Raw genomic sequence first — 12572 nt, 5'->3', positions numbered from 1 at the left:
CTGCCCCGTAGGGGTTGCCTGTGGTGAGAAGTGCGGCTGTGGACTGTGCGGGCTCGCGAGGAATTCAGCGCGGTCCGGTCATCGTGGCGGAGCCCGCTTCCTGCATCGTCCCGGCCCATGAGCGCCGTGGCGGGCGGCCGGCGAAGGATCCGAAGAGCAGGGCGGCGGCGGTGGCCGCGAGTACGCCGGGCACCATCTCGTAGACGCCGGTCCGGAACGGCCCGAGGAGCGGGTCGATGTGCTTCCACAGGACGACCGTGAGCGCACCCGTGACGATGCCGGCCAACGCGCCCGCCCTGGTCATGCGCGGCCAGTAGAGCGACAGCAGGAGCACCGGGCCGAAGGCCGCACCGAAGCCCGCCCAGGCATGGGCGACGATGTTCAGCACGGCGCCCCCGCTGAGGGCGATCCCGTAGGCGACCACCGCGACTCCGAGCAGCGCCGCATGCGTCACCGTCACCAATGTCGCGTCCGAGGCACGCCGGTTGTGGAACGCGCGGAAGAAGTCCTCGGTGAGGGAGGTCGCCGCGACCAGCAACTGGCTGTCCGCGGTCGATTTGATCGCAGCCAGCACCGCAACGAACAGCACTCCGCCGAACCATGGGTTGACCGACTGCTTGACCAGTTCGATGAAGACCATCTCCTGGTCGCGGACCGGTTGGTGGAGCGAGGCGATGCCGAGGAGTCCCACGAGGCTCGCGCCGGTCAGCGAGGCGACGACCCAGCTCACCCCGATACGCCGGGCCAGTGGGATGTCCTTCGTGCTGCGGATGGCCATGAAGCGGGCCAGGATGTGCGGCTGTCCGAAATAGCCGAGCCCCCATGCGAGCAGGGAGCCGACCGCGATGACACCCAGCGGCTCGCCCGCCCCCCAACGGCCGTCGGCGAAGGAGGCCTTCGCACTCATGTCGAGCAGTGCCGGGCTCTTTTCCGCGATCGCACGGTGCACTGAGCAGAGGTCCCCGAGGTGCCCGAAGACGATGACGGGAAGAGCGCAGGCCGCGAAGACCATCAGCGCGCCCTGCACCACATGAGTCGTGCTCACGGCGCGGAAGCCGCCGAGTACGGAGTACACGACCATCACTCCGGCGACAACGGTGAGGCCGAATGCGAAGTCGACGCCGAAGATCTGCTGGAACAGCAGGCCACCCGCGACGAATCCGCTCGCCACGTAGAGAGTGAAGAACACGACGGTGACGGTCGCCGAGACCGTGCGAAGATTCCCGCTGCGGTCCTCGAATCGTTCTTCGAGATATGCGGACAGGGTCAGGGAGTTGTCGGCCTTTTCGGTGTAGGTACGCAGACGCGGGGCGACGCATCGCCAGTTGAGATACGTACCGATGATGAGGCCGACGGCTATCCATGCGGCCCCGATTCCCGCCGCGTACACGGCGCCCGGAAGGCTGAGGAAAAGCCAGCCCGACATATCGCTGGCCTCGGCCGACAGGGCGGTGACCAGGGCGTTGATTCGTCGGCCGCCGAGAGCGAAGTCGGGGAAGGTAGGGGTCTCCCAGTAGGCCCAGATCCCCACGATGATCACCACGATGATGAAGATCCCGAATACGATCATTGCCGGTCCGGCGGTCCGCAGCTCCACCTGTTTCTCCCTCGGCGCACACACGGTTGGCCACGACCGGTTTCGGCCGCGGTGGCCCGCCGGTGAGGGGCGGGCCGTTCCGTCCTTCGGGAAAGGACGGCGTCCGGGGCGGCACTCACGCCGCCTCGTCTCAGAGGCCGGCGAACTGTGCGACCGCGGCCTCGACAGCCGTTCGCAGTGCCCGGACGTCGGTGATCAGCCGGCCGTCGGCGGGCCGGATCCGCCAGTGCGGCCCCGGCCCTTCGACGCGATGCGGAGGCGGAACCACGAGGTGCTGCGTCACGCCGAGCGGCCGGGTTTCCGGTACGTCCCACCCGGTTGTCGAACCCTCGCGGACGAACCAGTAGACAACGGGCTCGCACGGGTCCTCGATCACGGCACCGCTGCGGTTCCCCAGGAACGCCAGGGCGTGTATGCCGATGCGGCGGGGCACGCGGACCGCGTCCCAGTCGACGCCCGCGGCCCGTAACTCGCAGCCCCCGATGGTGGGCAGCGCAGGTGGTCTGTATGCCTTGGTGTGCATGGGTAGCGGCTCCTCACAGTGTCCGTCGCGCAGGACCGATGTCCGGACCGGCTCGTCGTTCTCGCACAGCCGATGGGGTGCGGCAGCGGCGGGACAACCGACGTGTTCGCGTCCGGTTCCGCACCGCGCGGGGACGGTCACGAGATCTCCCACCAGATGCCCGGCGCCGCCCGACCGGCCGGTCTCCTCCCGCCCACACATCAGGTGACCGGCCGCGTCGAGCGGGCCAGGGCGGCGCGACGGCGCCGCGAGGAGAAGGCGTACGGCGACCGCCGACGTCACAGGGCACGGGGGGTGTCCCTCGTCCGGCGTCGTTGTCGCACGGTCCGCTTCTCCTGCGCGGTCACCGCCCATCGACCGCCCGTCACATGGTTGGCGTCCGGGTCGCCTTCCGCAGCCGCATTCGGGGCGGTCTTCGGGGTGGCCGAGTCGCACGAAAGGGCGGCCACGGCCGGGCGCGTCGGGTCAGAAATTTCTCGGTGTTTTCCCGTCATAGCGCGGCACCGGACGTCTCTGTGTAGGTGTGGACACAAACTGTGATGCGCAGCCAGGGAGGGAGAAGGATGCCGACGTGCGGAAGCGTGACGCGCCCTTGCCCAGGAGCCGACTCGTCCATGACGCGGGCGGCCACTGCACCACCGGCACACAGCCGACCGACCTGTCGGGGGCTGATGTCGGACTGCAACTGCTGCGGGTCGCCCTGCGCCTGATTCAGGATGCCGACGGCGGCGACGAGGGCACGAGAACGCTCAAGCAGGTGGCCGGTCGCCTGGACTCGACCGGCATGCCCCGGTCCAGCCAAGCGGTCCGCAGCGCCTGGCGCATCGCGGCCCAGAGGCCGGACGCCGTCTCGGCCACCGCCGGGTGCGGCTGTCGTGACGACCACACGGGACCGGCGCCCGCCGGCTCCGGGGCTTCCCCGACCGACCCCTCCTGCGAAGGCTGCGGGCAACATCTGACCGCGGCGGCCGGATGCCGCCGCGCGACGGATGCCCACCTGATCCGGTCCTGGGCCCGGGAACTCCTCGCGCTGCTCGATGCCGACGAGGAGCCGCGGTGCACTCCCGCGCCGGGCTCCGCCGGCGCATCACCGGCCGCCGTACAGAGCGGCCCGGACGGACCGTCCGGCCGATGGCATCCACCGGCGGTGTCCGCGTACCCGGGCGAGCGGAATCCCCGGGTAGCGATCAGGTGCTTCGGCGGATTCCGGATGACCGTCGGTGACCTGGTGATCGACTGGACGAAGGTCCGCCCCCGCGCCCGCGCCGCGATGAGGTTGCTCACCATGCGTGCGGGCCGGCCCATGCACCGGGAGGCCCTCATCGAGGCGCTCTGGCCGGACGTGCACCCCAAGTCGGCCACGGCCAATCTGCAAGTGGCCGTCTCCAGCCTGCGCGGTGTCCTGGAACCCGACAGGGATCGGGGCAAACCACGACTGGTGGTCCGCGTCGGTGACGCCTACCTGCTCAACCTGCCGTCCGACGCCTACCTCGACACCCTCGCGTTCCAGACCGCGCTGACCCGCGGCAGGCAGGCCAAGGCAAGCGGGGACACCGCCGCGGCGGTTCAGGGCCTGCGGGACGCCCTCGCCCAGTACCACGGTGAGCTGCTCCCCGAGGACGGCCCCGCCGAGTGGCTACAGCAGGACCGCGAGATCTACCGGCGCCAGGCGGCCGACGCCGCTGCGGAACTCGCCGCCGTCGAGCTCCAGGCCGGCAATCTGCAGGAAGCCGTGGCAGCGGCCGAGAAATGTCTCGCCATCGACCGTTTTCACGACACGGGGTGGCACCTGCTGCTCAGGACCTACCACCGCATCGGCGCACCCGCCGCCGCCGAGCAGGCCCGACGGCGGTATGCCGCCACGCTCGCCTCACTCGGCCTCGATACCGACGAACCGGCTGTCGGCGTCACCGCCACCTCGTCCCCCACCTCCCGGAGGGGAACCCCGATGCAGCGGCAGTACGCCGGCCGACCGCACCGGGTGTCCTGAGCATCGGCGTTGTATCGGTGTTGTGGAGTGTCGTGGGCCTGATCGGAATCTCGTTGGTCCTGATCGCGGCAAGGCCCCGTGCGGGTGCTGGATGTGTCGCATCTTCACCGGTCACGGGGCCTTCCTGTCCCGCAGGACGGCTCGGCCGGCTCAGTGTGCTTTCTTATGGGCAGTGACCTTGATGTTGTCGATGGCCGGCCCGCAGGCGCTGTTCGGGTCGGTGGTACTGGCCAGGCGCAGCGTGGTCCTGTCACCGGCCGCGGTGAAGCCCACGGTCGTCTGCCGCCACCCCATCGCGGAGGCCGAATGCCCGGTGGTGTCGAAGGAGAAGTTCTTCGAGACGGCGGCGACCTGGACGGTCAGGGATTTCACGGCGGGCCCGCAGGTGAGATTGCCGGCCAGGTAGAAGCTCACCTTGTATCGCTGACCCGGCTCGGTGGCCAGGCTTTGGCTGATCGCTCCGTTTGCGGCGCCGGGCGGATCGCCGTTCAGATCGAGTGACTGCGTGCCGTTCTCCGGCTGCCACGCCTTTGATCCGGTCAGGTTCACGGAGTTCTCGACCCGCCATCCGCCGATGAACTGGCCGTTGCTGTAAGGGATATGAGGGGAATCGCCGACCGAGGGCGACTCGAAGGCGCCGTCGCTCAGCGGGGGGTCGGGGGCGGGGCCGGGGTCGTTCGACGGGGTGCTGGACAGGGAGTCGGACGGGGCGTCGGTGTGGTCCTGGGAGGTGCTCGGGGCCGGCTTCGTACCTGGCTCGACCCCGCGGTGGCCCGGCCGGGATTCCGCCGGTGCGGGCGGCTTCGGGTGGGACGGGTCGGGCTCCGGTGATGCGGGCGCGGTCGTGCGCCATGGGTCGGGACCGGGACCGGGACCGGTGGCGGGGGCTGTGCCTGCCGTGCGGGGATGCGAGGCGGAGCCCTCGGGCAGGAGATGCGTGCCGGCCACCGCGAGAGCGACGACGATGGCTGCCAGCGCGGTAACGGCGCCCGCGGCTCCCGATGAAGCGCCGCCGCCTGCCATCGCCTCGCCAAGTCCGGTGTCGTCGTCCGGCTCCTCGTCACCGTCCGCCGTCTCGCCCGGTGATCCGTCGGCCAGTGTGGTGAAGTACCCGGCGAAGACCGGGCCCAGGATCAGCGGGGCCAGGATGCCGCGCAACCGGCCGGAGATCTCACGAAGCTCCGGCAGCAGCAAAGCGCAGCGGTCGCACTCGGTGAGGTGCTCCTCGACGCGGCGTCGAGCCCGCGCGCTGAGCGACCCGCGTACGTAGGCGGCCAGCTTCGAGGCGCAACTGCGGCACTCCCGCTCCATCTTCTCCGCGGACAGATGCGCCTGCAGATACTCCTTGCGCAGTCCCTCGCGGGCGCGGACGGCCAGCGCGGCGACTGCGTTGGCCGATAACCCGAGGTGTTCCGCCACCTGAGCCGGGCTCTGCCCCTCCACCGCGGTGTGCCACAGGACGGCCTGCCAGCGCTCGGGCAGCGCCACGAAAGCGCGCGCGACCAGCGACGCTTCCAGATCGGCCAGGACGGGGTCCTCGAAGGGGATCAGGGGCGCGTAGCTCTCCAGCTCCGGCGTGGGCATATCCCGCTTCGCCCCCGCGGCTCTCCTGGCCGCGATCCGACGCACCGTGGTCAGTACGTAGGGCCGAAACGCCTCCCGTGGGCCGCCACCGGCGCGAACCGCGCTGAGCACTTGGGTGAAACCCTCGGACGCGATGTCTTCCGCATCGGCCGGAGTGGACGTGTAGAGGCGGGCCAGCCGATGAGCCGATTCCACATGGCGTGTGTAGAGGACACCGAAGGCGGTGTCGTCCCCGGCCCGGGCGCGCACTATGAGTTCCGCGTCGCACTGTTCGCCCTGTGCGCCGGGCCCTGTCTCCGTGAACTCCCCGGGCTCTCGCCCCTGGCTCGACTTCCCCGCCATCCCACCCAACCTCTGCACCCAGCCGGACACGCCTTCCGGCTGCTCGGCGCGCGGGTCCCAGCAGCCCAGCGTTGTCCGAGAGACCCTAGTCGCGTGGTTCATGGCTGACGCCGTGTTCCGCGAAAGCCGCCCCATGGGGAGACGTCCCGGCACCATGGGGAAGTCGTGTCGTTGCCCGGGAACCAGCGGTCGTCGTCGTTGCCCGGGAACCAGCGTCGTCCGGGCGTCCTTCAGATCAGGCCGTTCCGCGTGGCATATGCCACGGCATGGCAGCGGTTCCGGAGTTGAAAGCGCATCTGGAAGTCGTGGAGGACCTGCTTCACCGTCCGTGCGGAGTAGGCGACCGCAGCCGCGATCTCAGCGGTGTCGAGCCCTTCCGCGGCGAGCCGTAGCACCTGGATCTCCCGTTCCGTGAGGTTGTTGAAGTTGAGGCCGCGTGGCGCCAGCACCTGACGCTGCACACGGCCGACCTGGTCGAGCAGCCGGCCCAACAGATCCGGTGGTACGGCTCCCTCCCCCGCCGCGGCCGATCGGAGCACCGTGACCAGCCGTTCCGCGGTGGCATCCCTGCGGCGGACCACCCCCACCACACCCGCCTCCACCACGGGCACCAGGTCCGACTCCTCGATCTCCGGGGTGACCAGCACCAGTCGAGCCTCGCTCATCCGGGCGGTGACCGACCGCAGGACCTGTGGGGTTTCCTCGGTCACCGCGCCGGTGACGACCACGGCGACCCTCGCCTCGTCCGTCTCATCGGTTCCGAGCACCCGCACCTCCGGCCGCGGCCTGAGCTCCGCGGTCACTCCGAGCTGTGAGATCGGATCGTCCGCGTGGATACACACGGGAATGCGGTCCATCCATGCTCCTCGTCAGGCACAGGGACGCCGCCGGTCATGCGGCGTCTCGGAGGACAAGCGTCCTCGTCGCGCTGGGCGACCGCTTAACACGGACTTAACGCGCGGTTGTCGCACCGCCCTCACTCCAGGGCGGCAGCCGATCTCGCTGGTCACGGCCAGCGCCGTCGACCCAGAGAAGCGCGGCGTACAGCCGTCGGTGGGGCCGCGACGCCCCATCGGGAACGAACAGTTCCCGAACCGCCGCCTCGTGGGCCGTTACGGCACTTCTGACCCGCCACAACAATGGCGGCCACGTTCCGGGCACACTCGCCCCCGTCGACGCCTGCGCGCACCGCACGGCGTTCAGGAAGAAGCAGGAAGAAGGCGGCCGGATTGATCGCCGACATCACCCACGCCAAGAACACCCACGACCTGATCACCCACTTCTACGGACCCGGCCTCGCCAACGAGCACACCGACCCCCACCTGGTCGCCTCATGGCACAACTCCGCGCCCGACCCCGGCCGCTCCGCAGATTTTCCACGCGCCCAGGACCGGCTCATCGCGGCGCTGAACCTGAGGGTCGAGCAGGCCGGCGACCGCGCACCCGTACGGCACGTGTGGCACTGCTCCGTCCACGCCGCACCCGAGGACCGCAGCCTCCCCGACGAGGACTGGGCGGCCATCGCCCGCCGCCTCGTGCATGCCACCGGTATCGCCCCCGAAGGCGGCGCCGGCTGCCGGTGGGTCGCCGTCCGCCATGCCGACGACCACATCCATATCCTCGCCACCACCGTACGAGGAGACCTCCGGCCCGCCCGGCACCAGAACGATCACCAGGCTGCCGACCGGGAACTCGCCCTCATCGAGCGCGAGTACGGCTTGCACCAGGCCGTCGGCGCCGAGCACAAAAGGGCCCACCACGCCGACCATCAGCCGACCTTCCGAGAACATCTCGAGGCCATCGACCCGCAGTTCATCAGCCCGCACCCGGGCCGGCCCAAACCCAACCCCTGGCACCAGGCCACCGCCGCCGTCGAACGCATACCCACGCTCCTCGACCGCGACGACGACGCAGCAGCCCAGGCCCACCTCGCCGCCTTCGGCGCCGCACTCGCCGCCCTTCCGTCCCTCTCTCCCCAGAGCATCGGACCCCAACTCCAGCTGGCGGCCCTCGCCTTCGAGCGGGTGACCCGGCCCCGCTCCCGCATCCGCGCCGACCACCACCACGCCCGCGCACTGCGGAGCGCCGTCCGTGCCATGAGCCGCGAGCCGGTGAAGGGGCATGCGGCGGCGCTCGCGATGTTCCTCGGCTCAGCCGTCCTCACCGTCATCGCCGCCATCCGCTGGCATCAGCTCCGCGATCACGACGCTCAGGTCATCGCCGCCCGCCGGACCTTGCAGCATCTGCAGGACGCCTACGATCTGGCCGCCGCCAAGCCCCTGGCCGCCCTCGCCCTGCGTATGCCGACGACGGAGACCCCCACGCGCTACGCGCAGCTCCTGCGCGCCGCCGTGCCCGAGCACGCGCAGCAGGTCCTGTTCGACCCGGCATGGGGCGCGTTGTTCGCCGTTCTCGCGGAGGCCGAAGCCGTGGGCCACCAGCCGGCCCGTCTCCTTCAACAGGCCGCCCGCCACTGCGACTTGGCTGGCGTCCGGTCTCCGGCACACGTCCTCATCTGGCGCATCCACCGCCTCGCCCACCGCCCCGCCCCCAGCGCACAGGCACTGGCCGCCCAGGTCCGCAGCACCACCGGCGCGCCAGGAGCAGACCTGGCCGCGCCGCCCGATCGTGCATGCCGGGATCCCCAATGGCCGACCCCGTAGCCATTATCAACGGCGTTCGGCGTGTCGCCTCTGTGATGAGTACGGCGCTCTCAGCGGGTTCGGCTTCACGGCGCGGGAACATCTTTCCGTCTCCGCCCTGGCCGACCGCTGCCCGACCAGCTGCCCGACCACTCTCGGTACGCGCCGCTGCGAAAGACCACCGCCCAGGCGCAGTCAGCTGAGTCCTTCGAACAGCTTGACCGCTCCCCTTCTTCACCTACGGCTCAGCTCCCGTACTCGGCCGGCCGAGAGCCGTCCCATAACTGACCTCCGAGCTGGCCGCCCGGGTTCCGCCGACGGTCGGCCGCCAGAACGATCCAGGGGTAGCTCTCGTGGCGGATCCTGATCGTGCGGGTGGCCGACGCGGTGTCGTCGAGGTTCGGCGACGGCAGGGGGCATGCCGATCACCCGTCTCGCGCTGCCACTCGGCGACACCGAGCGTCCCGTCCCGGTCTGGGCCCTCAGGCTCGCCAAGGCCCTCCCGTTCGTCGTGCTGCCGCACTGCCTGTGGCGGTTGCCGTTCGCCGTCGACTTCCCCATGGGCATGCTCGACCCGGCGGACCCGGCGGAAGCTCCCTGGTGGACTCCGTTCTGCGTCGTCGGGCTCAGCGTGCTCACCGAGGCACTCGCCCTGCTCACCACCGGCTTGGTGAGCGGGTGGGGCGAAGTGGTGCCGCGCTGGATACCGTTCGTCGGTGGCCGGCGGGTTGCGCCGCTCGCCGCGGTGATCCCGGCGGTCCTGGGCTGCCTGGCCCTGGTGGCGATGTTCGACCTCTACCCACTCGCCTGGGTGGGCATCTTGCCCGAGGCGGGGTTCAGCAACGGATGGTGGACGGCCCTGGCCCGGGTGTGCATCACCCCGGCGATGCTGTGGGGCCGATCGTACTGGCCCTGGCCTGGGCCTACTACCGACGGCGCCGACCTGCCTGACGGGTTGGCCGGTCCGGACCGGCCGACCCGGACAGCCCCACACCACCGGGGCGATCCCGGGTTCCTCGCCGGGGCCGACCACGGCCGCGCCCACTCCGTCGCCGAAGGTCAGCGAGGACGGGGCTCCGGAGGCGGCTGGTGCAGGTCGTCCGCTGGGAAGACCTGGTACCTGCGCGGCCGCCACGAGGTGGGGCCGCACTCGCGACCCTTGTCCCATCACCAGCGACAAAGGGGGGTGGAACGACGGCGTGGTAGTCCGTCCGGCGGTCGGGCGGTCGGGCGGTCAATCCTTGCGGTATCTCGCGGCCACATCGGAAGCGAGTTTCTGCCCCTTGTCCAGAGCGGAGGTCACCGATGTGTGGCCGGCGATGGCTGAGGCGATCTCGTGGGAGACCTTGGTCGCCAGGTCCGGGAACTCGGGGATGTCCACGAACTGGACGCCAACGGTCGGACGTGCCTGCAGCCCGGGGTTGTGGGGGGCGGCGCTGTTGATGGCCTCCTTGGTGGCCGTGTAGAAGGCGGCGGCGCTCTTGCGGTAGTCGGGGTTGGCAAAGGTCGAGGCGCGCTTGCCGGCCGGCACCCTCGCCCAGCCGAGCTGGTCCCCGACCAGTTCCTCGTACTGCTTGCCGGAGGCCCAGGCGATGAACCGCGCCGCAGCGTCCTGGCGCGGGCTCGCCTTCTGGATGCCCCAGGCCCACGAGTACAGCCACCCCGAGCTCTTGGTCTTGCTGACCGGGGCCATGGCGTAGCCGACCTTGCCGGCGATGGGCGAGTCCCTGGACTCCAGGGGTCCGGCAGCCGAGGTGGCGTCGTACCACATGGCGGTCCTGCCCTGCTGGAAGTTGGCCAGGCATTCGGCGAATCCGGCCTTCGCGGCACCGGGCTCACCATGAGCGCGCACAAGGTCGACATACAACTTGGCCGCCTCGGTGAAGCCGGGGCCGTTGACCTGCGCTTTCCAGTCCTTGGTGAACCAAGTGCCGCCGAAGGTGTTGACCACCGTGGTCAGCGGGGCGATGACCTGACCCCAGCCGGGCAGGCCACGCAGGCAGATGCCCTTCATACCCGGCCGGGCGCCGTCCGCCTCGGCCGCCAGACCGGCAACCTGCTTCCAGGTCGGATGGTCGGGCATGCGCAGCCCTTTGGCCTCGAAGACGTCCTTGCGGTACATCAAGAATGACGACTCGCCGTAGAAAGGCTCAGCGTAGAGATTGCCGTCGTCCCCGATCAGACCCACCTGGATCGGGGTGAGGATGTCGTTCTGGTCGAAGGACGGGGCCCGGGCGACGGTGTGGTCCAGCGGGGCCAGCCAGCCGTACTTTCCGTAAAGGGGCGCCTCGAAGTTGCTGAGTGATGCCACGTCATAGGTGCCGGCCTGGCTGGAGAACTCCCGCCTTATCTTGTCGCGTACATCGTTTTCGGGCAGAACGGTGTAATTGACTTTGATGCCGGTCCGCTTGGTGAAATGCTCCTTCGTCAGCTTCTGCAGATCGAGCATCTGAGGGTTGTTCACCATGAGCACGTTCACCGACTTCCCGCCCCTGTCGCCGTCACCCGCTCCGGGCCAGCCGGCCAAAAACAGCAGGACGGCGGCGGTCAGGAGTGCGGTGAGCGGGACGGCGACACGGCGCCCCGCGCTCATGAATCGCATGTTCGTACGCACCGGCATGTGCTCCATCCACGCTGCTCTCAGGCACGGGTGACGCCGCGGCCCACAAGGCGTCTCGGGCCACAAAGATCCGGATGGCTCTTACGCTCCACTCAACAGGGACTTAACACACGGTTGTGGAGCCGGCTGGGATCGTTCAAACGGACCGGGACGCCGCTGCGGTCGCACCGCGCCAGCAGCTCGCGCAGCACGCCCGAACCGATGCCGCTGCCCTGAAGATGCGGGGCCAGGTAGAAGTGCTCCAGCCAGTGCGCGTCCTCGGCCCGACGCAGCGCCACACAGCCGGCCAAAGCGCCGCTCACCTCGATGACCCAGGTGTGCGCCGGTTCGAACCCGTCCCGGAGCCGCTGCCGCACCCGCTCCTCGTCGTACCGCCCGAGCCGTTCCAGATCCGCCCGCAACACCACGGCACGCAGCTCTGCCACTGCCGCGACGTCCGACACAGATGCCGGCCGGAGACCCCAGTCCACCATGATCGCCACGCTAGCGGGCGTACTGTCGGCCGCGGAACGCCGGGACGATCACGGAAGGCGGCGTGATGAACGAGCCCACCCACCCCGACCCCGACAACCAACGGGACCCCGACAGCCAACGGGACCTCAACCCATCCGACCTCGACCGACCCGACCTCACCTACCCCGAAGAAGGCGGCACCCGGCGCACCCCGCTGCCGCCGGGCTACAGCCACCTGCGCCAGGAGGTGCTGATCGGGCACGGCCGCGCGGCGCTGGCGGCGGCCGGCGAGGCGGTCACCACCTTCCGTATGCACCGCGCGGCGGGCGTCGGCATCCGGGCCGGGGGCCGGCGCGCCGCACCGGGCATGAGCGTCGAGGTCTCCCTCGGCATCGGCCCGCTACGGCTGCGCGCACCCTGCCGGGTGGTGTGGGTCGTGGCCGAGGAGGACCGTGTCGGCTTCGCGTACGGCACCCTGGACGGTCATCCCGAGTGCGGCGAGGAAGCGTTCGTGGTGGAACGGCGCGCGGACGACTCGGTCTGGTTCACCGTCACCGCCTTCAGCCGCCCCGCCCGGCTCACCACCCGCCTCGGCGGGCCGCTGGTGCCCGTCTTCCAGCGCTGGTACGCCCGCCACTGCGGCCGGACGCTACGACGGCTGACGAACCGGGTCGCGCCGGCACCGCCCTCGCGATCCTCGTAGGTCTCCGCGGCAGCCTCTCGCCCGATGGGGAGGGCTCTTCCCTCACACCCTGCTGACCTCCGGAAACACTTTGTTACCGACGCGTAGCCGGCACGCACCTGATCTCCATACGTCCACT

General features: G+C 70.2%; 9 protein-coding genes. 3 read left to right on the top strand and 6 right to left on the bottom strand.

Translation table 11 applies throughout. From position 1 onward, the window contains the following. Positions 1–64: 64 nt before the first annotated feature. The gene (gene putP / locus FCH28_RS05880) at positions 65–1597 is read right to left on the bottom strand and encodes a sodium/proline symporter PutP (protein ID WP_246102444.1); all 1533 of its coding nucleotides are present in this window, start codon (positions 1595–1597) and stop codon (positions 65–67) included. A 130-nt stretch (positions 1598–1727) separates the two neighbouring features. Further along, positions 1728–2120 carry a hypothetical protein gene (locus FCH28_RS05875; RefSeq protein WP_136738623.1) on the bottom strand — a complete coding sequence of 131 codons (393 nt, stop codon included), beginning with the start codon at positions 2118–2120 and terminating at the stop codon, positions 1728–1730. A gap of 571 nt (positions 2121–2691) precedes the next feature. Between FCH28_RS05875 and FCH28_RS05870 the strand changes: the two genes are divergently transcribed. Further along, positions 2692–4110, top strand: coding sequence for an AfsR/SARP family transcriptional regulator (locus FCH28_RS05870; RefSeq protein ID WP_136738622.1), 1419 nt, complete (start codon positions 2692–2694; stop codon positions 4108–4110). 150 nt (positions 4111–4260) lie between these two features. Here FCH28_RS05870 and FCH28_RS05865 read toward each other — a convergent pair whose 3' ends face one another. Both FCH28_RS05865 and FCH28_RS05860 read right to left on the bottom strand, forming a co-directional pair. Beyond that, a complete protein-coding gene (locus FCH28_RS05865) occupies positions 4261–6036 on the bottom strand; it encodes a choice-of-anchor C family protein (protein WP_169314060.1) in 1776 nt (591 codons plus the stop codon). Between the two features lie 230 nt (positions 6037–6266). Next, positions 6267–6893, bottom strand: a complete 627-nt coding sequence (locus tag FCH28_RS05860; protein WP_136738620.1) for a helix-turn-helix transcriptional regulator — start codon at positions 6891–6893, stop codon at positions 6267–6269. A gap of 372 nt (positions 6894–7265) precedes the next feature. Here FCH28_RS05860 and FCH28_RS05855 point away from each other — a divergent pair, with 372 nt between their 5' ends. Further along, positions 7266–8699, top strand: coding sequence for a relaxase/mobilization nuclease domain-containing protein (locus FCH28_RS05855; RefSeq protein ID WP_136738619.1), 1434 nt, complete (start codon positions 7266–7268; stop codon positions 8697–8699). A 1213-nt stretch (positions 8700–9912) separates the two neighbouring features. On the opposite strand, the gene FCH28_RS05845 is transcribed toward FCH28_RS05855, so the two are convergent. Both FCH28_RS05845 and FCH28_RS05840 read right to left on the bottom strand, forming a co-directional pair. Then, positions 9913–11280 carry an ABC transporter substrate-binding protein gene (locus tag FCH28_RS05845; protein WP_169314098.1) on the bottom strand — a complete coding sequence of 456 codons (1368 nt, stop codon included), beginning with the start codon at positions 11278–11280 and terminating at the stop codon, positions 9913–9915. Positions 11281–11390: 110 nt separating this feature from the next. Continuing rightward, positions 11391–11771, bottom strand: a complete 381-nt coding sequence (locus tag FCH28_RS05840; RefSeq protein WP_136738617.1) for a GNAT family N-acetyltransferase — start codon at positions 11769–11771, stop codon at positions 11391–11393. A gap of 65 nt (positions 11772–11836) precedes the next feature. On the opposite strand from FCH28_RS05840, the gene FCH28_RS05835 reads away from it, so the two are divergent. Next, a complete protein-coding gene (locus tag FCH28_RS05835) occupies positions 11837–12454 on the top strand; it encodes a DUF1990 domain-containing protein (protein WP_136738616.1) in 618 nt (205 codons plus the stop codon). Positions 12455–12572 lie beyond the last annotated feature (118 nt).

The organism is Streptomyces piniterrae (assembly GCF_005048155.1).
GTDB classification, from domain to species: Bacteria; Actinomycetota; Actinomycetes; order Streptomycetales; family Streptomycetaceae; genus Streptomyces; species Streptomyces piniterrae.
Note: the sequence above shows the minus strand (reverse complement) of the source record. Positions and strands in the feature narration are given on the sequence as shown.